The 23,330-nt window shown below is 63.0% G+C and carries 20 protein-coding genes; 14 read left to right on the top strand and 6 right to left on the bottom strand.

The features are described 5' to 3' along the window. Positions 1 to 2 precede the first annotated feature (2 nt). The 3 genes from HMPREF2734_RS10555 to HMPREF2734_RS10565 form a co-directional block, all read right to left on the bottom strand. Positions 3 to 5,042: a carboxypeptidase regulatory-like domain-containing protein gene (locus tag HMPREF2734_RS10555; protein WP_070570899.1), complete on the bottom strand. Its 5,040-nt coding sequence runs from the start codon at positions 5,040 to 5,042 to the stop codon at positions 3 to 5. Between the two features lie 189 nt (positions 5,043 to 5,231). Further along, on the bottom strand, positions 5,232 to 6,623 hold the full coding sequence (locus tag HMPREF2734_RS10560; RefSeq protein ID WP_141750487.1) for a glyceraldehyde-3-phosphate dehydrogenase: 1,392 nt from the start codon (positions 6,621 to 6,623) through the stop codon (positions 5,232 to 5,234). 119 nt (positions 6,624 to 6,742) lie between these two features. Beyond that, positions 6,743 to 7,723 (bottom strand): 3-hydroxyisobutyryl-CoA hydrolase, encoded by a 981-nt coding sequence (locus HMPREF2734_RS10565; protein ID WP_070570902.1) that lies wholly within the window; start codon positions 7,721 to 7,723, stop codon positions 6,743 to 6,745. 40 nt (positions 7,724 to 7,763) lie between these two features. On the opposite strand from HMPREF2734_RS10565, the gene HMPREF2734_RS10570 reads away from it, so the two are divergent. From HMPREF2734_RS10570 to HMPREF2734_RS10580, 3 genes are all read left to right on the top strand, one after another. Next, positions 7,764 to 8,546 (top strand): HAD family hydrolase, encoded by a 783-nt coding sequence (locus HMPREF2734_RS10570; protein ID WP_070570980.1) that lies wholly within the window; start codon positions 7,764 to 7,766, stop codon positions 8,544 to 8,546. After that, entirely contained in the window at positions 8,543 to 9,124 is a 582-nt protein-coding gene (locus HMPREF2734_RS10575; protein WP_070570979.1) for a DNA-3-methyladenine glycosylase, read from the top strand. The genes HMPREF2734_RS10570 and HMPREF2734_RS10575 overlap by 4 nt, the downstream gene beginning before the upstream one ends. Before the next feature lie 83 nt (positions 9,125 to 9,207). Next, a complete protein-coding gene (locus HMPREF2734_RS10580) occupies positions 9,208 to 9,855 on the top strand; it encodes a biliverdin-producing heme oxygenase (protein ID WP_070482664.1) in 648 nt (215 codons plus the stop codon). A gap of 11 nt (positions 9,856 to 9,866) precedes the next feature. Here the strand turns inward: HMPREF2734_RS10580 and HMPREF2734_RS10585 are convergent, their stop codons facing one another. After that, positions 9,867 to 10,295: a hypothetical protein gene (locus HMPREF2734_RS10585; RefSeq protein ID WP_070570903.1), complete on the bottom strand. Its 429-nt coding sequence runs from the start codon at positions 10,293 to 10,295 to the stop codon at positions 9,867 to 9,869. 92 nt (positions 10,296 to 10,387) lie between these two features. Here HMPREF2734_RS10585 and HMPREF2734_RS10590 point away from each other — a divergent pair, with 92 nt between their 5' ends. The 7 genes from HMPREF2734_RS10590 to HMPREF2734_RS10620 all read left to right on the top strand — a co-directional run bounded on the left by HMPREF2734_RS10590 (position 10,388) and on the right by HMPREF2734_RS10620 (position 17,318). After that, the gene (locus HMPREF2734_RS10590) at positions 10,388 to 12,322 is read left to right on the top strand and encodes an HtaA domain-containing protein (RefSeq protein WP_070570905.1); all 1,935 of its coding nucleotides are present in this window, start codon (positions 10,388 to 10,390) and stop codon (positions 12,320 to 12,322) included. A 25-nt stretch (positions 12,323 to 12,347) separates the two neighbouring features. Next, the gene (locus HMPREF2734_RS10595; RefSeq protein WP_070482637.1) at positions 12,348 to 13,415 is read left to right on the top strand and encodes a heme/hemin ABC transporter substrate-binding protein; all 1,068 of its coding nucleotides are present in this window, start codon (positions 12,348 to 12,350) and stop codon (positions 13,413 to 13,415) included. After that, positions 13,412 to 14,455, top strand: a complete 1,044-nt coding sequence (locus HMPREF2734_RS10600; RefSeq protein ID WP_070421265.1) for a FecCD family ABC transporter permease — start codon at positions 13,412 to 13,414, stop codon at positions 14,453 to 14,455. Before HMPREF2734_RS10595 ends, HMPREF2734_RS10600 begins: the two co-directional genes overlap by 4 nt. Beyond that, the gene (locus HMPREF2734_RS10605; protein ID WP_070421266.1) at positions 14,452 to 15,255 is read left to right on the top strand and encodes a heme ABC transporter ATP-binding protein; all 804 of its coding nucleotides are present in this window, start codon (positions 14,452 to 14,454) and stop codon (positions 15,253 to 15,255) included. Before HMPREF2734_RS10600 ends, HMPREF2734_RS10605 begins: the two co-directional genes overlap by 4 nt. A 92-nt stretch (positions 15,256 to 15,347) precedes the next feature. Next, complete coding sequence (locus HMPREF2734_RS10610; RefSeq protein WP_070570907.1) at positions 15,348 to 16,223, top strand: HtaA domain-containing protein; 876 nt, start codon at positions 15,348 to 15,350, stop codon at positions 16,221 to 16,223. A gap of 5 nt (positions 16,224 to 16,228) precedes the next feature. Then, entirely contained in the window at positions 16,229 to 16,492 is a 264-nt protein-coding gene (locus HMPREF2734_RS10615) for a hypothetical protein (RefSeq protein ID WP_070421268.1), read from the top strand. Positions 16,493 to 16,556: 64 nt separating this feature from the next. After that, positions 16,557 to 17,318: an HtaA domain-containing protein gene (locus tag HMPREF2734_RS10620; RefSeq protein ID WP_070570909.1), complete on the top strand. Its 762-nt coding sequence runs from the start codon at positions 16,557 to 16,559 to the stop codon at positions 17,316 to 17,318. Here HMPREF2734_RS10620 and ppk2 read toward each other — a convergent pair whose 3' ends face one another. Next, the gene (gene ppk2 / locus HMPREF2734_RS10625) at positions 17,319 to 18,170 is read right to left on the bottom strand and encodes a polyphosphate kinase 2 (protein ID WP_070421270.1); all 852 of its coding nucleotides are present in this window, start codon (positions 18,168 to 18,170) and stop codon (positions 17,319 to 17,321) included. It lies immediately after the preceding gene. A 156-nt stretch (positions 18,171 to 18,326) separates the two neighbouring features. Between ppk2 and HMPREF2734_RS10630 the strand changes: the two genes are divergently transcribed. Genes HMPREF2734_RS10630 through HMPREF2734_RS10645 form a run of 4 tightly spaced genes read left to right on the top strand, consistent with a single transcriptional unit; the run spans position 18,327 to position 23,092 of the window. Next, the gene (locus tag HMPREF2734_RS10630; protein WP_070421271.1) at positions 18,327 to 18,968 is read left to right on the top strand and encodes a GntR family transcriptional regulator; all 642 of its coding nucleotides are present in this window, start codon (positions 18,327 to 18,329) and stop codon (positions 18,966 to 18,968) included. A gap of 55 nt (positions 18,969 to 19,023) precedes the next feature. Continuing rightward, positions 19,024 to 19,779, top strand: a complete 756-nt coding sequence (locus tag HMPREF2734_RS10635; protein WP_070421272.1) for a LamB/YcsF family protein — start codon at positions 19,024 to 19,026, stop codon at positions 19,777 to 19,779. Next, positions 19,776 to 21,323 carry a 5-oxoprolinase subunit B/C family protein gene (locus HMPREF2734_RS10640; RefSeq protein ID WP_070570911.1) on the top strand — a complete coding sequence of 516 codons (1,548 nt, stop codon included), beginning with the start codon at positions 19,776 to 19,778 and terminating at the stop codon, positions 21,321 to 21,323. Before HMPREF2734_RS10635 ends, HMPREF2734_RS10640 begins: the two co-directional genes overlap by 4 nt. Positions 21,324 to 21,352: 29 nt before the next feature. Continuing rightward, positions 21,353 to 23,092: an acetyl/propionyl/methylcrotonyl-CoA carboxylase subunit alpha gene (locus HMPREF2734_RS10645; RefSeq protein ID WP_070570913.1), complete on the top strand. Its 1,740-nt coding sequence runs from the start codon at positions 21,353 to 21,355 to the stop codon at positions 23,090 to 23,092. On the opposite strand, the gene HMPREF2734_RS11650 is transcribed toward HMPREF2734_RS10645, so the two are convergent. Then, the coding region (locus HMPREF2734_RS11650; RefSeq protein WP_141750488.1) for an HNH endonuclease signature motif containing protein at positions 23,089 to 23,330 on the bottom strand (242 nt) is incomplete at its 5' end. The genes HMPREF2734_RS10645 and HMPREF2734_RS11650 overlap by 4 nt on opposite strands.

The raw sequence follows: 23,330 nt of genomic DNA on the forward strand, positions 1-23,330 counted from the left end.
GCCTACCTACCCAGTACCTGCATGATCTTGTCTTGGTTCAAAAATGCGGCGAATCCTACGCCGGCAAGCAGCGCCAGCGCGCCCACGAGGACCGCGATCCAGCCAACGCTTGTCGACGACCCCTTGTCCTCAACCACCACTTCCTCCGGCGCCCTCGCCGTCAGGGGGACGTTGACCAGTTCGGAGGATCCGTCCGGGTAGGTCACCCGCACCTTGACGGAGGTGGTTTTGCCGTTGGGCACACTGCCGTTGGACCGGGCGGTGATACGGCCGGTTTTTTCGTCGATAGTTGCTGTCCAGCCCTGCTCGTTGAAGCCGTCGATGCTAAACCGCGTGCCCTCTGGCAGTTTCGACGAAGGTTCCGGACGAGCCTCGCCGCCGATAGGAACGTTCGCTCCAACATATCCGGCGTCAAACGTCGCCGCATCCGAAGGCACCGTGACCGTGGCGGTGATTTCGCGTGCGCTGCCGTCTGGGTAGCGCACCTGGATCAGCGGCTTGTAGGTTTCGTCGATCTCGGCGTTCTTCGGCGCCGTGATGCGCAGCGCGCCGGTGGATCTGTTCACGCCGACGTCAAGGCCAGCGTTGTCGATCACGTCGAAGACCGCACCCTTGACCGCATCGCCAACAGCGGCGACTGCAACTGTGTTGCCCACCCGCACCGTGGTAGACGGGTAGGAGATGGAGTTTTTCACGGCGTGTGCAGAAGCTGTGGCCAAGCGAGCGCGCGCTTCAAGTTCTTTGGTGGAACCATCCTGGAAGTAGGCGATGACCTTGACCGTGAGCGGACGCGCGTTCACCTTCGGTGCGTTGACTCGCACGTCGCCGGTGTTCGCGTCCACCGTCGCGGACCAGCCGCCCAGGCTCGACCCGGATTTCATCTTGAAGGTCGTCCCCTCGGGCAACGCAGCGTCGCCGGTGCGCAGCACGGTTGCGCTCAGTCCCGGGACCACCATGATCTCGTCTTCGTAGCCGAGGTTTGCCAGGTCTGCCAGCATGGGCTCGCCGACCTCGAAGACGGCGTTGACCGTCTTGGGACTGCCGTCCGGGAAGGTGATCGTGACCGGGACCGTGTGGGAGCCGCGCTTTGCGTTGGCCTCCGGCTTGAACGTGATGCTGCCCTTGGCGTCGATGGTCACGCCCTTGGCGTCCGTTGTAAACGTTGTACCTGCGGGCAGCACGCGGTCGTCGTATGTGAAGCCGCGCTCCACCACTTGCGCACGCGGCGAGCTCGAGGAGCGCTCCACACCAGCAGGCACCGGGGTTTTTGCCCATTCGACCGTGTAGCGATCGGCCATGGGTTTTTCTTCAGCCACGACAACCTCGACGACCTCGCGTTGGCCCGTCGGTGTGTTGACCTCTACGCGGTAAGTTCCGGGCGCGGCATCGCGCGGTGGCGTGGCGACGACCGTGCCGTCCTGCTCCACACGAATCCAGGAATCCTTCGGCGAAACCTGTTCCGTCTTGTGGCCGGAGATGACCTTTTCCACGCCGTTGGTGGTGAACCCAGACGGCACCGGGTCGCTGCTCCCCTTACGCGTCGGCGTGCCGATGCCGACCTCGCCGGCGTGCACCACCACGGGTGCCCACACGAACGGATCCGGCTGCGGCTCGGGCTGCGGGGCCGGATTTGACGTCGTCGGCTCCTTTTTCACAGTAATGCCCAGGTTGGACTGCTCGCTTGGCTTGACCGTGACCTTGCCGTCGTTTTCACGTGTGACGGTGTGCTTGTTCGGTGCCTTTGCGGTCACGGTGTAATCGCCTGGGTAGAGGCCATCGACGACGTACTTGCCGTCAACCTTTTCCACGTTGCGGGTTTGGTTTTTCGGACCACCCGTGATCGTGATCGAATCTGGCTCCGCATCGCCTGTAACTGTGATGTTGACGGAACCCTTGACCAGCGCCACCGTGAGCTCCAGATCGCGCGGCTTGTTCGGCTCGACACTGAAACGCTTGGTTGTTCCTCCGTGGTTGTCGCTGGATTCAACCTGCACGGTGTATTCGCCGGCGTGCAGTTTGCCCGCGTTAAACCTGCCGTGTGCGTCGGTCGTATCCTTGGCGATTTCCCTACCGTTCTGGGTGATGCGAATGGGGGCGTTGGCGACGGGTGCGGAGAGGTCGTCGAGAAGCGTGCCGCTCACCGCGTTGAGCGTCTTCACCAGGATTTCGCCGCTGCTGTGTTTGCCGGGCTGCAGCGTGACTTCGCGGCTGCCTTCGCTGTGGGACTCGCTTTCGGCGGCTTTGGCCGTATAGGTTCCGGGCAGGATGTCCTCGACCGTAGCCATGCCTTCCGCGTTGGTATTCACCGTGCGTCCGGCGACATCAAGTTTGGCGTTGGCGACGGGGTGGCCGGTGTCGTCGACAACCTGCAAGACGAGGTCCACCTTGTCCAGCGCGAGCGCAAAGTCGTGCGTTTCGGTGCTGTCCTTTTTCACCTTCGCAGCCTGCGACGGCGCCGAATACCCCTGCGGGCCAACAATCTCGACGGTGTAGGTGCCCGTTGGCAGACCAGCAATCGAATACGTCCCATTGACCACGGGCGCAGTCTTCTTCACGCCAGCGGTGTTCTGGTCTGCACCACGTACCTGAATCTCGGCGGGTTGGCCGCTTGGCAGGCCGGTGACGCTACCTGCGATATTGCCCACGTTGCGCACAACGTTGAGTGTCTTTTCCGACGTCTCATTTGGGTTGATGGTGACGGCACCGCCGCCTTCGATCGTGTACCCCTCCGGGGCGCGCCCACCAAGGGTGTACTCGCCCGGGTACAGGTCATTCAAGACGTAGTCGCCGCCGGCTTCCTCAATCGGCAGGTACTCGTTGTTCGGGCCGCCGTTGAGGAACACCTCCGTCGGAGCCAACGGCCCCGAGGTGCCAACCTTGATGGACCCGCGGTGCAGCGCGACCTTGAGCATCACTGACTCGGTGTCTCCGCCGGGTTCGACTGTGAAGTTTGCACTCGCCGCGTCGTACGTGTTGTTACGGGCCACCTCTGCGGTGTAGTTGCCTGCAGCCAGCGCGCCAGCGTTGAAGTTGCCTTCCGGGGTGGTCGGGAAAGTGCCGATGACACGGGAGCCTTGCTTGACGACGACCTGCGCACCCGCCACAGCCTGACCAAGATCGTCGACAACAATGCCACCGGTTTGGTTCAGTGAACCAACCTTCACCGTCACCGGATCATTATCGCCCGGATACAGCACGAACCCCTGGGATGCGCCGCTGTACTTGCCCCTGGCAGCAGACACTGCGGCGGTGTAGGCACCCGGCGCGAGATCCCCAAACGTTGCAAGGCCTTCGGCGTTGGTAGTTTCGGTCCGCCCGTCAACGGTGACTGTAGCGTCGGCGACCGGCCTGTTGGCGTCGTCGACCACCTTGATCACGCCCGTGACGTTGTCCGCAATCACCGCGAACCCAACAGTCCTGTTTTCGTACTTTTCCACTTTGGCGTTCTGCGGGCCTGTGACGGAGTATCCGCGTGGCACGGAGTCTTTGATCACTTCGACGCGGTAGTCCCCGGTGGGCAGGTCCGGGAAGCTGTAGTGGCCGCCCGAGACGGTCTGTTCCAAAATCTCGGGACCCGTGACGCGGATCTTGACCTGTTTGTCGGCCGGCACGCCGGAGATCACACCAGAGATGCTGCCTTTATCGCGCGTGGCGGTGAAGTTTGCGTTCGCGGTGGTTGCGCGTTTGACGTCCACGTCTGCCGTTTGGGTCACCGAATACCCCTTCGGCAGCGACTCTGGGACGACCTCGAGCACGTGCTTGCCCACCGCCAGGTTCGGGATGGTGAACTCCGCGTTCTCATCGGTGTCTACGACAGTGTTCGTACCGACGACACGCACCTTCACCTTGGTGCGTTCCGGCAGCCCGTTGACCTTGCCGCTGACTTTGCCGTACTGCTGCTTGCGCTGCACAACGATCGGGTCCGCGATGCGGTTGACGCGCTGATCCTCTACTTTGACACCTTCAACCTCTGTCCCCTGACTGTCCTCAGTTTCGCCCACGACCAGCGTGTACTTATCCTCTGGATCCTTGGGCACCGGAACCTTGGGCACGGTGAAGTTACCGCTTTGATCAGTCTGGGCCGACTTACCGCCGACGGTCACACGTGCACCGGAGATGCCGACTCCCTTGTCGTCGATCACCCGGCCGGTGACGGTGATCGGGTACAGATCAAAATCCGGGGCGGTGGCCTCGTCCTTCCACGGCTTGGTCGCCGGGCTGACAAAGCCCGCTGGAGGTCGCACGCCAATCTGGTACGTCGTTCCTGGGTTGTTGGAGGTCAGCCAGTAGGAGCCGTTATCGGCAACCGCTTCCTCACCCTGGAGGACGATTTCCTTGCCCTGGCGGTTGGTCCACTTCCTGTTCACCAACACCTTCGGGCGGCCGACTGGCTCCTCGTCCGGATTATGCACACGCACCTTGCCCGGCGAAGCCATGTTGACCATAGGCACGGTGTACCGGGAGCCACCACCGGCCATCGGAGTCGGATAACCGCCCTTGCCCATCCCCCAAAGGATCAGGCGGTGCATTCTTTCTACCTGCAACTCTTCCGGTAGCTCATAGCGCAGTCGAATCGCATAATTGCCTGAGGGGGTTGTCGCGATGCTGCGGTGGACGGTGACATCATATGTCTTCAGCACAACTTCTTGGCGGTTTCTGTAAACGCGGTGATCAAGCTTGAACTGCGAGACTTCAGGGATTCTTTTGAATACCGGATCATCCTTCGGCGCTGACTTAACAGTACTTGCGAAGAGCGGCGGGGGCGCGGTTTCCGGCGGCACGAACTCGATGGATACCGTCTTCACCCGCACGGATCCGTTGAAGAAGACCGCTCCTCGCCAATTGCCGTTTTCAATGCGAACCTCGCCATGGTCGATACCAGGTTGCAGAATGGGCGCCCTCTGCGCGTGCGCGACCGGCGTGAAGGTACCCAGCGGGACTTCGGCGACCGTGCCGGCAAGCGCGAGCACCGTCGCAACTGCGGTGATGCGCATGCCCCGTGGGCGGTGTACGCGACGGGGGTCATCGGAATAGCGAGACATGGGCGTCATTCAACTTTCTCGAAGCAAAGGCACGGGAAACGAACGGTAAAACACAGGAATGATACCACTTAGTTATATGCCTTATCTAAATCTTTTACGGAACTGCCAGCTATTCCACACCCTTACTACACGACGAAGCGCCCCGGCCGAATGCGGCCGGGGCGGTGGAGTCGTCGCTAAGCAAACGCGCTACTGAATCTCAGACGGCTCCTTGCGTGCCGGGTACACGGTCGGGCGCACACCCGCAATGTCCTCAACAACGCGAACCACCTGGTGAGAGTAGCCGTACTCGTTGTCGTACCAAACGTAGAGCACGAGGTGGTTGCCGGAAGCAATCGTGGCCAGACCATCAACCACGGATGCGTGGGAGGTACCAAGCAGGTCCGTCGACACAACCTCAGGCGAGTAGATGTAGTCGAGCTGCTGGCGCAGGTTGGAGTGGGTGGACACGCGACGCAGGAAGGTGTTCACCTCGTCCTTTTCAACGTCCTTCTCCAAGTCCAAGTTCAGCACAGCCATGGACACGTCCGGGGTTGGCACGCGGATGGCGTTGCCGGTGAGCTTGCCCTCAAACTCCGGCAGTGCCTTAGACACGGCCTTCGCCGCGCCGGTCTCGGTGAGCACCATGTTCAGGCCCGCTGCGCGGCCGCGACGGTTGCCCTTGTGGAAGTTGTCGGCCAGGTTCTGGTCGTTGGTGTACGCGTGAACCGTCTCAACGTGACCGTGCTTGACGCCGTAGCGGTCGTTGATCACCTTCAGCACCGGGGTGATGCCGTTGGTGGTGCAGGACGCTGCGGACAGGATGCGCTCGTCGCCGATCATGTCCTGGTTGATGCCGTAGACAATGTTCGGGATGTCGCCCTTGCCCGGCGCGGTAAGCAGCACGCGGTCCACACCCTTGGCCTGCAGGTGCTGGGACAGGCCCTCGCGGTCGCGCCACACGCCAGTGTTGTCGACGACGATGGCGTTATTGATGCCGTACGCCGTGTAGTCGATCTCGGCCGGGTCGTTGGCGTAGATCATCTGGATCGGGGTGCCGTTGGCCCAGATGATTTCCTTCTCCTCATCCACGGTGATCGTGCCGTTGAACGGGCCGTGGACGGAGTCGCGGCGCAGCAGGGAGGCACGCTTGATGATGTCGATGTCACCCTTCTTACGCACCACCACCGCACGCAGGCGCACGCCACCGTACATTGCCTCACGCGCGATCAGGATGCGGGCGAGCAGACGGCCAATTCGGCCGAAGCCGTAGAGCACAACGTCGCGTGCATCGAGCTCGGAGGAGGTACCGATGACGTCAGCGAGCTGCGCATCCAGGAAGGTACGCAGATCCTTCTCGTCGGAGTACTTGAACTCCTTGGCCAGGCGGCCGAGGTCGATCGAAGCGGTGCCGAGATCCATCTCCACGAGCTCGCGCAGGATCGGGAGCGTCTCGTCGAGGGCGAGCTCCTTTTCGTCGATACGACGCGCGTAGCGGTGTGCCTTGATGATCTCGATGTCGGTCACACCCACCAGCAGGCGGCCGTAAACCGAGGTGACCGCGTTATGTTCGCGGTGCAGGCGGCTGATCAGCGGCAGCATCTCCTGGGCAAGGGTGAGCTTGTGGTTCCAGTCGTCGCGGGGGTTTGTGGTTTCGGTCAACGTTGCTCCTTCAGCGTGTTGGATTCGGGGGCAATTTCAGCCCCACACCGCCATTTACTTTAGCGCAGGACAGCGCGATACTTGGAGGGGTCCGCCTCGGGGGCAAACTTGGGGGCCTGATCCTTATCGACGAGCACCGCACGCACCCCTTCCGCAAAGTCCGGCTCACGCACCATCACCGCGCCCAGGCGGCGCTCATTGTCCAGCGCGCCGGCCAGATCCTGCGATGCGTTGGCTGCGATGAGTTCCGCCGCCGCCACGAGCGACGACGGGGACGCCTGCTTGGTCAATTCCTGCACCTTCTCGCCGAACTCGCCGTCAAGGCGCTCGCGGATCTCGGCCCAGGAGCCGGTGAAGGTGGCCTCGATGTCCTCGTACAGTGCCTCGAGCTGCGATTCTCCTTGCTCCAACCCGATCTCGTCGAGGTAGCCGGGCCCGTGCTCCACGATCCCGTCGAGCACCCCGTCAAGCGAGGCAACCTTATGCGTGGCCAGGCCGGTAGCCAGCATGTCGTCCGGGCTCAAGCGGTAGCCCGTCAGCGCCAAAAACGCGCCGAGCGCTTGCGAGGGTCGCTTTGGCAGGTTCTGCAGCAGCCACGACATGCCCACATCCGTGATGTAGCCGATGTTCATCTCCGGCATGGAGGCGAACGCGTCCTCGGTGACCACCATGTGCGAGCCGTGCGCCGACACACCCATGCCACCGCCCATGATCACGCCGCTACACAGCGCGATGTACGGCTTGGGGTAGTTCGCAATGTCCAAGTTCATGGCGTACTCGTCTGCGAAAAACGTATCGACCTCATCCAGGCGTCCCTCGAGGACACCGTCGCGCGCGGCACGGACGTCGCCGCCGGAGCAAAAGTGCTTGCCAGAGGACTGGATGACAACTTGGGTGACGGTGTCGTCGTCACGCCACTGCTTCAGGATCTCGTCGATGGCGCGTGCCATCTCCGGGTTCAGAGAATTCAGGGCCTTGGGGCGGTCGAGGGTGATCACCCCGGTCGCGCCGCGTACTTCGGTCTTCACAAACTCAGTCATGCCGCCCAGTGTTCCACATCACACCGGTATGGTGTGGGCAATGCAGACGCCACGACTGATCGCACTCGACATGGACGGCACCCTCCTCACCCCGGAAGGCCAGGTACCTGAGCGCTTTTGGCAGCTTTACGACGACGCCACCGCCCAGTCCGTCACCATCACCCCCGCCTCCGGCCGCCAACTGGCAACACTGCAACGCATGTTCCCCGCATGCGAGACGTTCATCGCTGAAAACGGCGCGGTGGTGTGGCACGGCGGCGAGGTCGTCTCCACCACCGCCCTGTCCGCGGACGCCGCGCGCAACTTGATCGCAGCGCTACCCGACGCACCATTTCCCGCCCACACCGTCATCTGCGCCCCGGAAGTAGCCGCCACCCTCCCGCTGCCGCCAGCAATCGACGCGGAGGTGGACAAGTACTACGCCTCCCGCACAACGCTGTCGGCGCTCGGCGACCACCCCAGCCCCGTGGTTAAGATCGCCCTCTACGTTGAAACCGACGCCGAACGCGACGCCCTGCCCTGGGTCCGCGAACACGCCCCCGACCTGCGCGCAGTGGTCAGCGGCAAGCACTGGCTGGACATCATGCACCCCGATGCCGACAAGGGCCACGCGTTCGAAGCGCTCGCCGGCACGCTGGACATCCCCCTTGCACAGACGGCGGCATTCGGCGACTTCCTCAACGACCTCGGCATGCTCCGCGCCGCCGGCCACGCGGTAGCGATGGACAACGCGCACCCCGACCTCAAAGCGATCGCGGATGAGGTGATTGGGTCAAACGGGGACGAGGCGGTCGTCGATAAGCTTGCGCAATGGCTGCAATGATCGACTTCACCCAACCCGCCGACGTCGTCGCACCGCAGTTGCTAGGGTGCCTCATCACCCACAGCGGGGTGACCGTGCGCCTGACCGAAGTCGAGGCATACCTCGGCGCTGAAGACCCCGCCGCCCACACACACAGGGGCAAAACCGCCCGCAACGCCGCCATGTTCGGCCCACCCGGCAGGCTGTACGTCTACCTCTCCTACGGCATCCACCACAACGGCAACATCGTCTGCGCGCCCGAAGGCATCGGCCAAGGCTGCCTCATGCGTGGCGGCGAAGTCGTCGCCGGCGAAGCACTCGCCCGCGAGCGACGACAACGCCCCGACCGCGCGTTGATCCCGTTTGAAAACCTCGCCCGCGGGCCCGGCAACCTCGGCCAAGCACTCGCACTGGGGTTAGGCGACAACGGCACCCCCATTCACCTCACCCCGCGCAACACCGAACCCGAATGGGTCGCAGGACCCCGCATCGGGATCTCCAAAAACAAAGACGCCCCGTGGCGGTTCTGGATCCCCGGCGACAAGACCGTATCCACACCACGCGGGCGCCCGAAGCGGATCAACCTTTTGGGTGATTGATTGAAGGTTAGGCTTACCTATATTCTCAATCTACAACTAAGGGTAACCTACCCTTCATTCCTAGATTGGAGAAGCAGATGACCATGGCCGCCCCCACTGACCAGCGACTGTCGGCCGCACTCAAAGACCAGACTGCCACTGCGCACTCCAGCGCCGAGAATTCCCCCTTCATGTCGAGCCTTGGAAAAGGCGAGCTGGACCGGGCAGCCGTAGCAGAGCTGACAGTGCAGTACTTCCACATCTATTCGGCACTCGAAGATGCGGTGCGCCGCGCCGCTTCCCACCCCGCGGTGGCGCAGATCGCCGACGAGCGCCTCGAGCGCGTGCCCGCCCTCGAAGCCGATCTCACCGCCATGCTCGGTGCCGGCTGGAAGGAAACCACCGCCCCACTCGATGCCACGAGGCGCTACGTTGCCGAACTCGAGGCGCTCACCCCGGACTCCGGCCCGGAAGTCATCGCCCACCACTACGTGCGCTACCTCGGCGACATTGCCGGCGGACAGGTGCTCGCACGCGTGTTCCAGAATGCGTACGCGCTGCCCGACGAGGCATTGCACTTCTACAACTTCTCTGCGGTAGGCAAGATCCCACACTACCGCGCGCACTACAAGGAGGCGCTCGACGCGATGCAGCTTAACGACGAAGAGCGCGCACGAATCATCTCCACCGCCCAGCACGTTTTCGCCCTGAACCAGGCAGTGTTCCAGGACCTTTCGACCCACGCCGGCTAGGCCGAGGCTCACTAACGCCTGTCAACGTAAGCGATCGCACCCCAGATCGCCCCAGCCGCCACGAACGCAGTGAGCACTCCGCCGGTGAGCGTGAACTGCGCAGGCACCAGAAACAGCACTAGCACTGCCAAGCAAACAATCAACCCCCAAGCCACCGCGAGAACGATCCCCGCGCGTTTGCCCAGTCGAGCACCGGCATCGCGGCCCTTATGCGAGGGCAGTGACGAAAGCCCGAGAACCGCAGCCACCAACGCCACGCTCGCAGGGAACGCCACCCAGATGCTTCCGGTACCCGCCCCAAACGCGATCACACCTGTGATCAAGGCGATCAGGGCGCGCTCCCAGGTGACGAAGTGCACAGCGCCGCCTTCATATGTGCGCGGCAATCGCACACCGACAGGTCGAATGAGTTTGGTAGCAGGTCCCGTCTGTTGCGCCATCACGACAACCCCTTTCAACATTATGCAAACCTAACCTTACTTAGGTAAGGTTAGCCTACCTACTTTTTGCTATTTCGCACCTCGAGGCAACCATGAATGTTCGCACCCACCTCGGCGCAGTCGCTTGCGCGAGTCTGATCGGCTTTACCGCCACCATGTTCGGCGCCGCGCCTGCGCTTCTTCCTCTCGCGGCGGCCGAAGAGTCTGCCAGCACACACCGCAGTGTCTCAGCGGGAACCATGCAATGGGGGGTGCGCGAATCGTTCAGAAAATACATCGAAGGTCCCATAGCCCACGGCAGCATTTCGGTCGGTGGCGGCGCACAGCGCTCAGGCGACGGTTTCACGTTCGACGCCAAATCCTCGGCACTGACTTCAGCCTCGGCCGGCGAAATCAGCTTCCAGGGTGAGGTCCATTTCACCGGGCACAACGGCGCGCTTGATATGACGCTGCGCAACCCCACAGTGGTGGTCAATGGCGCTCAAGCCGAACTGCGGGTGGATTACGCTTCACGGAAGTACGAGGGCATGAACTCGACCGGCCCGGTGCGCGAAGGCACCCAAGAGCTGCTCGCCACCATCGCGCTCAACGCCGCCCCGGATTTCTCCGCACAAACAACGACCATCGCAGGCCCCACCTCCCTCACCACAACCGGTGCGGAGATCTTCGGTGGCTTCTACGAGGTGGGCGCTCCACTCGACCCGGTCACAATTGAGCTATCGCTTAACGACGCCTCCGGCCCCGCCCCACAGCCCAAAGAGGGCGGCGGCACCTCCGGCGCAAAGAGATCGGGCGCCACCTCCGGCCCGGCCCGCCTCCTCGGCGAGATCAACGACACCCTGGAAGAACTCAACGCGATGTTCGCCAACACTGAGACACTGCTGCGCAGCGGTGAGTCACTGCATCGCCGGGTACTTCCGACGCAGGAAGGCACGAGCCCTGCACCAGCGGCAAACAGCGGCGCCCCCACGTCCAATGCCCCCCGAACGGGAGGAACCTCCAACGCAACGAACAGTCCAGCGAACGTCAACCCTGGCTCCGTCCCCGCGACACCAGCCGGCGCGCCGAAGGTGGGTGGCGGCACGAACACCGGTAATGCAGCAAAACCCACTGGTGCGGCACCTGCGGGTGGCGCCAGCGACAGCGGGATCTGTGACTCGAGCGCGTCTCGTGGGATTGTCAGTTCCGAGGCCCAGTGGGGCATTCGCCAATCTTTCCGCACGTACATCCGCGGCAACATCGCGAAAGGACGCTGGGAACTCAAAGGCGTCGGCGACGACGGCAACGCGTTCACGTTCTCCGGCAATTCCGGCGCGGTGGACACTGCCGCACGCTCCGGTTCCATCCTCTACCCCGGCACCATCCATTTCACCGGCCACGAAGGGGTGTTAGACACCCGCTTTTCCAATATGGAGATCCAGTTCAGTGGCGATTCGGGCCAAATCGTCATCAATGTTTCGTCGAATAGCACTGATGGCAAGGCGAATGATTTCGGCCGCGTCGCGATCGCCAACTTATCCTTCAGCGAGCTGAGCGTTTCCGATTCCGCGGTGTCCGGCTCCGCGCAGGCGACGCTCACCCAAGTCGGCGCGGAGGCGTTCGGCCAGTTCTACCCCGCTGGGGCCCCACTCGACCCAGTGAGTTTCAGCGCTCGCCTCGGCAACACGGCGAACTGCCGCGAGGGGCAGGGTGGGGCCTCCTCGGAGTCGTCGACAGGCAAAGGCGGAACCGCAGGTGACGCTGCGGCGCTGAAGCGCGGCGGCACGGCAGGAGCCCAAGCGAAGCTGAACTCAGGGACGACCCCCGAAAACGCAAAAGGCAGCGTGTTCGACGAGGTAGAAGGTACAGATGCCGTGGAATCCGCCAAACAGCCCGAAGGCGGAAAGTTCCAGATCAAAAACTCCGCGGCAGGCGACGGCGCCGGCAGCGGAGGCTGGGACGACTCAACGGTGGCCAAACTCCTGCTTCTGGTGGCCTCGCTGCTCGGCGCCGGTGGCGCGCTGACCAGGTTTATTGCGACCGGATAAAGCCGGATAGAAAAGGAAACTCTCAATGAAGCTTTGGAAAACACCCCTCGTCTGCGCGGTCGCGGCGGCCGTGGGTCTGTCGCTTGGAGGTTGCGCCAGCTGGGACAACCCCGTGCAAACCGAACAAAAGGCGCTTTCGCAGTCGCTCGCAACCGGAGCCGACCCGCACCAGGCTGAGGGCGTCGCGATGGTATCGGAGATTTCCGAGGTAGAACCCGTCGAAGCGGAGCGCGAAACTGCGCTGCCCGTCGAACTCACTGACGCCGACGGCCACGACGTCACGGTTACCGACACCTCCCGCATCCTCGCGCTCGACCTCTACGGCACCTACACAAAGACGCTCCGCGGTATCGGGTTGGCGGACAACATTGTCGGTCGCACGGTCAGCTCCGCGGAACCCTCGCTTTCTGACCTTCCCGTGGTCACCGAAAACGGTCACTCACTAAACGTGGAGGCAATACTGAACTTGCGCCCGACGTTGGTCATCGTGGATCACTCCGTCGGTCCGAGCGAGGCCATCGACCAAATCCGCGCGGCGGGCGTGACCACCGTCGTCATGGAGCCGAAACGGACCATGGCATCAATGGGAGAGGACATCATGAACGTGGCCTCCGTCGTCGGGGAGCCAGAAGCGGGCAAACTCCTCGCGGAACGAAGTGAAAAAGAGGTGCAGCAAGCTCTCGAAGCGATCAAACAGGTCGTCCCGAAACAGCCGCTGCGCATGTCATTCCTGTACGCGCGCGGGACCGGCGGCGTGTTCTACCTGCTCGGCGGCGAAGACGGCACCAAGGACCTCATCGAGGCGCTCGGCGGCGTCGACGTGAACACTGAAAACGGCATCGGCAACGCTTCCCCCGCCAGCCCCGAAGCGCTCGCCCAGGTCAATCCGGAGGTGTTCGTCATGATGAACGGCGGGCTGCAATCCACCGGCGATATCGAGGGCCTGCTTCAACGACCCGGTGTCGCACAGACGACCGCCGGCCAGCACAAGCGCGTGCTTTCACTTCCCGACGGCGACTCGCTTGCGTTCGGCCCCCAAACCGGGGAACTTCTGCTGCGCGCAGCCCACGCCCTGTACGGGGAGGGGCAGTGACATCTTCCGCCGAGGTGTTTCACGCCCGCCGCCGCGGCCGTGTGGCGCTGTTCACGACCGTCAGTGTGCTGCTGGTGGCGACAGCCATCGGCTCGATCATGGTTGGACAGTTCGAGCTTTCGGTCCGTGAGCTGTGGCCGATTCTCCAGGCCGGCCCGCTGTCTGCAACCTCTCTGGAAGCGTCCGTGATCTGGCAGATCCGACTCCCCCGCCTGGTGCTCGGTCTGTTCGTCGGTGCCGCGCTGGGCGTCAGCGGGGCGCTCATGCAGGCAGTCTTCGCCAACCCGCTCGCGGAGCCGAGCGTGATCGGCGTGAGCACCGGCGCGGGCGTCGGGGCCGCCGTCGCGCTCGTCTTCGGGCTCACCACTTTCGGCACGATGACGGTGCCCGTCCTTGCCTTTATATCTGGGACCCTTGCAACCGCGGTGGTGTACTTCCTCTCACGAGTCGGCGGCAAGGTTCGCGTGCTCAACCTGATCTTGGTGGGTATCGCGGCCAACGCTATCTGCGGTGCCATTATTTCAGTGCTCACTTTTATGGCCCCCACGACCGCGCGAGAGCAAATCATCTTTTGGCAGATGGGCACTCTCTCGGGCGCGAACTGGGCGCAAACGGGCGCAGTGACAGGCGTGGTCATCGTGTCACTGACGCTGGCGATGCTGTTAGGCAGCAAGTTCGACCTTCTCGCACTCGGCGACCAGGCCGCCTACCACGTCGGGCTCAATGTCACACGCCTGCGAATGGCGGCGATCGTGCTGTCGACGCTGCTCACCGCTGCCGCTGTCTCGTTTGCGGGACTGATCGGGTTTGTGGGTCTTGTGGTGCCGCACATCGTGCGCACTGCGGTAGGCCCTTCCAATAAGGTGCTGCTCCCCGCTTCAGCTCTCGGTGGGGCACTTTTGATCGGTGCCGGCGACATTCTCGCCCGCACAATCATCCCCTTTGCAGACCTACCGATTGGCATATTTACCGCGCTGATCGGTGGGCCAACATTCTTCTTGCTGTTGCGGCAAATGATACGAAAGAACCACCAGATATGAGTGTTACCGCACGTGGCGTCACTGTGCAGAAGCAAAACCGCACTATTCTTAACCAAGTCGACCTGCACGCAACCGCCGGCCAGGTCACCGGGCTTATCGGACCCAACGGAGCCGGAAAGTCGACCCTGCTGTCGGCCTTGGCGGGTGACATTCAGCTCGCGCACGGAGTGGTCGAAGTGGCGGGCAAGGATGCGTCGGAAAGCACAGCCTCCGAACTCGCGCGCACGCGCGCTGTCATGCTCCAAGACGTCAGCGTGGCGTTTTCCTTCCTCGTGCGCGATGTCGTCGAAATGGGCCGCCACCCCTGGGGCCGTGGGCCGGACGATGCGGCGATCGTGGATGCGGCGCTCGACGCGACGGGGATCACCCACCTACAGGACCGCGAGATTGTGACGCTGTCCGGCGGAGAGCGAGCCCGCGCAGCCTTCGCGCGGGTGCTCACGCAGCAAACGCAGGTCGTGCTTCTCGACGAACCAACGGCAGCCATGGACGTTCACTTCCAAGAACAAACGATGGGAGCCGTTCGCGCGCTTGCGCGTCGCGGTGTGACAGTCATCGTCGTGTTGCACGACCTACAGCTCGCGGCGCGATATTGCGACCGCGTCGTGTGCCTTAAGGCGGGCGAGATTACAGCGGCAGGCACCGTTGACGAAGTGTACAACGACGCGATTCTCAGCTCCGTCTACGACTGGCCCATCACCGTGTTGCGAAGCAGTGGGCGGATCCTAGTGGCCCCCGACGAGGCGGGTGAACCCGTCTCCGGACTCTGGTGTCCAGCCCCAGCTCCCCCCACCCCTTGAAAAAGTTAGGGATACCTTGCTAAGGTTAGCCTACCCTATCCCATCGGTGCGATGTTACATCCACCACACCAACTCACCGAAAGGCTTCATCAATGTCCCGCACCACCACCCTCGCGGCCATCACCGCCACGGCCATGATCTCGACTGCATTCGCCACCCCCGCTGCCTTCGCGGATGCGCCAACCATCGAGTCGGGAAATGCGCACTGGAACATCAAGGAATCGTTCCTGCGCTACGTGCAATCCCCGTTCGTCGCCAGCACCATCACAACCACGGAAGGCGCGGAGAAGGTGCTTCGCGACGGCAAGCTTGCTGACTTCGCACTTCCGGTCAATGCCGCCGACTCCGCCCTCGATGCCAACGGCAACGGCACCATTGACCTCGACGGCGCCATTTCGATCGAGGGCCACCACGGCGCTATGGACATCAAGATGTCCGACTTCAAGATTGTGGTTAACGGCACGAAGGGCGTCCTGCAGGCGGATTACGTGCGCAAGGGCGCAATGCCGGGCTCTGAGCCCACCACCGCCACCGGAGACGACAAGCCGATCGCAGAGTTCGAGGTCACAGATGCGCTGAAGCCCGGCAAGGACAACAAGTTGTCTGCGACGTTCACCCCGACCAAGCTGACCGAGTTCGGCGTCGACATCTTCGGCTCGAGCTACGAAGTCGGCAAGCCATTGGATGACTCGAAAGTCGCCGTCAACCTCGCATTCAAGGCCCCGAAGAAGGAGCCGAAGCCGACCGACCCGAAGCCGACCGACCCGAAGCCGACTGACCCGAAGCCGACTGACCCGAAGCCGACCGACCCGAAGCCGACTGACCCGAAGCCGACCGATGAGGACGGCTCGAGCACCGGCGCAATCGTCGGCATTGTCATGGCGGTTATCGCAGTGCTGGGCGGCCTGGGCTTTGCGGCGACTCAGCCTTCGGTCCAGAAGCTGATTAACCAGTTCATGGGCAAGTAGCGTCCATGTACAAGGCGCGATTGTCCACCGCGGTGGCGGTGGCGCTATTGCTTTGCTCCCCCGCCGTCGCCGAAGGCCAAACTGCGGAGGAAGACACTTTCACGGAGATTTCCTCGACAGACGACGGCTCGCCGGCTACGCAAGCCACGCGGGCAATCGCACTGGCGATGGCTTTCACCGGTTTAGGGTTCGCGCTCAGCGCCCTCATACAGGGGGCCGCGTCAATCCTCGGCATCAAGCCTCCACAACTGCCCCAACTGGTGCGTTAAACACTGCCTCAAGAGCCCCGTCGTCCGGCGGGGCCCTCATTTGATTCGAAAAGGATTCGCCTCAATGCTCATCTCCCGAAACGCCGCTGCGGCGGGGTTCTCCGCGCTTATATTCGCCACTGCGCTGGCAATTCCTGCCGCCGCCGAAAGCTCCTCTGCTGAGCTCGCCGAGGTTGGCGGCGAATTTGTGTGGCCCATTTCCACCGGTTTTCTGAATCAGGCCGTCATTAAAGGTCAAGGTCGCGTGCTCACAGGCGGGGGCGCGACGTGGAACCAGGAAGCGCTTGAATTCTCCTTCCCGGTCACCTCCGCGACGCGGACCGGAAAGACGTGGACATTCGCGCTCGACGGCTCAGCGCAGGTACAGGGATACAAGAATGCGGGTGGCTACGACGGCTGGGCCGTAGATGTAAAATACTCGGACCTCAAGCTGAAGGTGGAGGGAAAAAACGCCACTTTGTACGGCGATTACCTCCTCGCCGGGGTCGCGAACAAGACGTACAAGCCAGTCGGTGCCAAGGGGGACGACGAGCCGCTGGTCACCTTCACACTCGGCAGCGAGATCACCCCGCCGAAACAAGTGACAGAGCACAACCGGACAACGGTGTCGGATACCGGCATGGAGAAGTCCCTCAGGCACTACCCGAAGGGCACGTTGCTAAAAGACTCTGAAGTGGATCTCAACGTGACATTCGGGGCGACTGCTCTCAGCCCTGGGGCGATCGCGGGCATCGCCGTGGGCGTGCTCGCCGTACTTGGCGGTCTCGCCTACGCATCAACCCTTACCCCGGTCCGGGCGCTCCTTGCGCAGTGGCTGCCCCGGTAACTACTTTCTCTTTTTCTTCTTGCTGCCCTTGCCCACTTTGCGCTTCTCCAACTTGGCGGCGACATCGGGCACGTAGCGGAACTCGTCGCGAGGCGGACGCTCATAGTCCGTGATCGCCGGACGCTCGGGAATCTCTGGGAGGTCAGGCTCAATATGCTCATACGGAATCGTCGACAGCAAGTGCGAAATGACATTGATGCGAGACCGCTTCTTGTCCTCGCTCTCCACCGTGTACCACGGCGCCGCCGGAATATCGGTGTGGACAAACATCTCGTCCTTCGCGCGGGAGTACTCCTCCCACTTCGTAATGGACTCCAGATCCATCGGCGAAAGCTTCCACTGACGCAACGGATCCTCACGACGGGACTGGAAACGCTTGTACTGCTCCTCATCCGAAACGGAGAACCAGTACTTGCGCAGCATGATGCCGTCCTCAACCAGCAGGCGCTCAAAGATCGGCACCTGGTGCAGGAAGCGGCGGTACTCCTCAGAGGTGGCAAAGCCCATCACGCGCTCGACGCCGGCACGGTTGTACCAGGAACGGTCAAAGATGACGATCTCGCCTGCCGTCGGCAGCTTCTCCACATAGCGCTGGAAGTACCACTGACCCGCCTCGCGGTCCGTCGGCTTCGGCAGCGCCTCCACACGGCACTGACGCGGGTTGAGGTACTGGGTGATGCGCTTAATTGCGGAGCCCTTGCCCGCAGCGTCACGCCCCTCCATAATGATCACAACACGCTCGCCGTTTTCGACGACCCACTGCTGCATCGCAACCAACTCAGCCTGGAGGCGCAGCAACTCCTGCTCATAGGCATCACGGGACAACTTCGGCGGCTTTTTAGCTTGGCTCATAGGTATAACCGTACTCACAGACAAAAACGACACAACAATTATCTCGCGAGGGAAGACATTGTTGAACAATCTATGGGCTATACTTCTCCCGAAACCTTTTCAATACCGTACCGGGTCACTCAAAAAGTCCCGGTAACGCTGACCTAAACGGATGCCATGCTTGCACATAACGTTTCCGCCGAAGTTCGCAGAGCGATTTCGCGCGGTGAGTTTATCCCCGGACAGAAGCTCAACGAGGTGGCCCTCGCTGACCGCTTCGGGGTATCTCGCAATACGCTGCGCGAAGCCTTCGCAATGTTGACCGCTGAAGGCCTGGTCGAGCGCATCCCCAACCGCGGTGTGTTCCTCGCGACCCCAACAGCGGAATTCATCACCGACACCTTCCGCGCACGTGCAGCAATCGAACCTGCTGCACTGCTATGGGGTACCGACCTGGACGTCGACCGCCTCGAGGAGCTCAACGCCGAAGGCCGCACCGCAATTGAGGAACAGGACGACGACCTGTTCATCGCTGTGAACCAGGCATTCCACCACGTCGTACTGTCCTCGATGGGTTCAAAGACCCTCGGCGACACCATGGACCAGCTCGACGCCTTCCTCCGCCTAGCCACCCTCCCAATTCTGGAGAAGGACCCCTCCTTCAACCGCCGTTTCATCGGCATTAATGAGCACATCGTGGAGCTGCTGCGTGCCGACGATCGCCAGGGCGCATCCGACTACCTCCAGCACCAACTGATTGAGCTGAGCACTGAAATCATCGAGATGATCGAGAAAATCAACAGCGGGCAGCTCATCTAGCCCCGCACCCCCCTTATGTTCGGGGTCACACTCGAACAGCGGTATAACTGGGGTCATGCATATAGACCTCAACGCCGACCTCGGTGAAACGACTGCGGGCAACCCGGTCGCAGACGATGCGGCGATGCTGCAGATGGTCTCCAGCGCAAACGTTGCGACCGGCTTCCACGCTGGAGACCCCCACTCCATAGCCGGAACGCTCAAAGACGCCGCAGCACATAACGTCACACTCGGCGCACACGTGGCCTACAACGACCCCGTCGGTTTCGGCCGCCGATTCATGGACTACACCCCGGCCGAACTCGCCGACGAAACCCTCTACCAAATCGGCGCCCTCGACGCGCTTGCCCGCGTCCACGGCATGCGCGTGCGCTACGTCAAACCACACGGCGCGCTGTACAACACCATCGTCCACCACAAGGCCCACGCCAAAGCCGTCATCGACGGCATCAAAGCTTTCAGCCCCGACCTGGCCGTCATGCTGCTGCCAGGCGGTGTTGCAGTCGACATCGCAGAAAAAGCCGGCATGCGCGTCATCCGCGAAGCGTTCGCCGACCGCGGCTACAACCCCGACGGCACGCTGGTATCGCGCCGCGAACCCAACGCCGTCCTGCACGACCCAGCCGCCGTCGCAGAACGCGTTCTCCAGGTCGCCTCCACCGGCTCCGTCACAGCCATCGACGGCACCGAAGTCAAAGTGCAGGCCGAATCCGTCTGCGTACACGGCGACTCCCCAGGCTCGGTCGAGCTGACACGCAGTGTCGTCGCCAAGCTTCGCGACGAAAACATCACGATCGCGAGCGTCCTATGACCCTCAGCATCAAACGGGTCGGCACCCGCGGCCTCATCGTCGATCTGCCCGACCTGGCCACGGTGATGAACTACTACGCCGCACTCACGGCAAGCCCGCTCGACCACCAAACCGACGTCGTTGCAGCCGCACGCACCGTACTGCTTACCTTCGACTCGCCCACCGCGACCACCAAGGCAATCGACACGCTGCAGACCTACAGTCCCGCAGCCGCCGAACACACCGAACCGCGCGACATCGCCATCGACGTGCTCTACAACGGCGAAGACCTCGCCCCGCTGGCCGAATCGCTCGGCATGGCTACCCACGAACTCATCGACTGGCACACCTCCACCACCTGGGTCGCAGCCTTCGGCGGATTCGCCCCAGGCTTCACCTACTGCGTCCCCGAAGACGCCACCCGCGCCCTGAGCATCCCGCGCCGCGACACCCCACGCACCGCCGTGCCCGCCGGCGCCGTGGCACTAGCAGGCGAATTCTCCGCCGTCTACCCACGGACCTCCCCCGGCGGCTGGCAGCTCATCGGCACCACCAACACTCCAATGTGGGACTCAACCGCCACCCCGCCCGCCCTCGTCGCCCCCGGCGACCGTGTGCACTACAGAGCAGTCGACACACTTAACGACGACACCACCCTCGCCCGCCACCACCTCGACGCCCCACCACGCCGCCCCGTCTTCACACTCGACGACGCCGGGCTGCAAACCCTCTACCAAGACCTCGGCCGCCAAGGCAACGGCAACCTCGGCGTGACCACCTCCGGCTCCGCCGACCGCGCCTCCGCCCGCACCGCCAACGCAGCCGTAGGCAACAAACGCAACGCCACCCTGCTCGAAAATATCGGCGGGCTCACCATGACCGCACTGACCGAAACCGTCATCTGCGTCACCGGTGCCGACACGGACGTCACCGTCGGCGGAAGGCCCGTACTGCTGGCAACGCCGACGATTGTCCCGGCGGGTGCGGAGGTCGTCGTCAAGCAAGCGCGCCTCGGGTTCCGCACCTACATCGCCGTACGCGGCGGGCTCATCGCCGACACCGAACTCGACTCCGCCGCAACCGACATGCTCTCCGGCCTCGGACCCAAACCACTCCAAAGCGGCGACCAAATCGCCATGTCCCTAGCCAAACCACAATCCGCCAACTCACTACTCACCAACCCCCTGCGCGTCGAACGCGACGGCGCAGACGTCGTCGGGACCGTACGCTGCGTCCTCGGCCCCCGCGACGACTGGTTCAGCAACGACGCCGTCGAACGCTTCTTCAACACCACATTCACCGTCACCGCCGACTCCAACCGCGTCGGCCTCCGACTCGAATCCGACGTCCCCCTCACACGCGAACGCGAAGGCGAACTCCCCAGCGAAGGCATGGTCGCAGGCTCCATCCAAATCCCACCCTCCGGCCAACCCGTCTTGTTCCTCCGCGACCACGCCGTCACCGGCGGATACCCCGTCATGGCCACCGTGATCAACGAAGACGTCGACATCGCCGCCCAACTCCCACCCGGCGCCAAACTCCGCTTCGAACGCTTTTCCCTCTAACGCACTTACGCCCCAGTTAGGACCCTGTAATGACTCTGAACGCAGTACTCATCGCCAACCGCGGCGAAATCGCCGTACGCATCGCACGCACCGCACGCGACCTCGGCATCCGCTCCATCGCCGTCTACTCCGAACCCGACACCGGGGCACTCCACACCCAAGTCGCCGACGAGGCCTACCTCCTACCCGGCAAAACCTCCGCCGAGACCTACATGAACATCCCGGCGCTCATCGAAATCGCCCACCGCGCCGGCGCCGACTGCCTCCACCCCGGATACGGATTCCTCTCCGAAAACGCCGACTTCGCCCGCACCGTCGAACAAGCCGGCCTCACATGGATCGGCCCATCGCCCGACGCCATCGAACTGCTCGGCGACAAACTCTCCGCCCGCGCGCTTGCCGTCGAAGCCAACGCCCCACTCGCACCCGGCACCGGCGAACCGCTCGAAACCTGGGAACAAGCGCGCGACTTCGCCGAAGAACACGGCATGCCAATCGCCATCAAGGCTGCATTCGGCGGCGGCGGTCGCGGCCTGAAAGTTGTCTTCGACGAAGCCGACATCGAAGAAGGCTTCGCATCCGCCGGACGTGAAGCCCGCGAAGCGTTCGGCCGCGGCGAATGCTACGTGGAAAAGTTCCTCACCCACCCACGCCACGTCGAAGCGCAAGTGCTTGCCGACGCCCACGGCAACGTCGCCGTACTTGGCACCCGCGACTGCTCCACCCAGCGCCGCTTCCAAAAACTCATTGAAGAAGCCCCCGCGCCATTCCTGACCGACGAGCAACGCAACGCCATCGAAGAAGGCGCACGCGAGATCATCCGCAAGGCCAACTACCAGTCCGCCGGCACCGTCGAATACATCGTCTCCGAGGACGGCACCGTGTCGTTTTTGGAGGTCAACACGCGCGTGCAGGTCGAGCACCCCGTCACCGAGGCCGTCACGGGCGTGGACATCATCGCCGAGCAGTTCCGCATCGCCGACGGGCTTCCCCTCTCCTTCGTCGACGGCGACTCGGTTGACCCGCAGATCAACGGCCACGCCTTCGAGTTCCGCATCAACGCGGAGGACGTCACCAACGGCTTCGCGCCGTCGCCGGGCACCGTGACGCGTTTCGACGTCCCCACCGGCCCCGGCGTACGCGTCGACACCGGCGTAATCACCGGCGGCCAGATCCCGCCCTACTACGACTCGCTGATGGGCAAACTCATCATCTGGGGCCCGGACCGCGCCACCGCCCTGCGCCGCGCCGAGCAGTCTCTGTCCGAGTTCACCATCGAAGGCGTACGCACCGTCATCCCGTTCCATCGCGACATGGTCGTCGCCCCCGAGCTGACCGGTGACACCCTGGATGTTTACACCGACTGGGTGGATCACAACTACTCGCCGTCGCAGCGACACAACAACGTGGACATCGAGCACATTTACGACGAGCGCCGCAACGTGATCGTTGAAATCGACGGCAAACTCCACACCATCGGCTTCCCCGTCGCCCTCCTCGGCACCGGCGGTGGCGCTGGCACGCCGACTGAAGCCTCCGCTGCACCCGCCGGCGACGCCGCAGGAGCTGTCACCACAATGTACGAAGCCACCATCGTGGAGTGGCTCGTAGCTGACGGCGACGTCGTTGCCAAAGGCGACCCAATTGCCACGATCGAGGCCATGAAGATGGAATCCCAGATCAAGGCAACCCGCGACGGCCAGATCTCGCTGGCGGCTCAGCAGGGTGAGCGAGTCAAGGCGAACGCCACGATCGCGACGATCTCCTAGCCGAAGAGTTGGTCCATTGCCCCGCGGTTGGTGTTTTTCACCGGATAGCCGCGGGGTGAGATCCATACCGGTGCACCCCGCACCATCACGATCCGGCCGCGTTTCTTACGCCACGGATCATCATCATTGACCCGGTTGTGGTACCTGCACAATGGCGCCAGATTCCCAATATTGGTCTCCCCACCATGCCGCCACGCCTCCACATGGTGTAACTCGCAGTTGTCTGCTCCGTGACGAC

The organism is Corynebacterium sp. HMSC055D05, from assembly GCF_001810365.1.
In the GTDB taxonomy this organism is placed as follows: domain Bacteria; phylum Actinomycetota; class Actinomycetes; order Mycobacteriales; family Mycobacteriaceae; genus Corynebacterium; species Corynebacterium coyleae.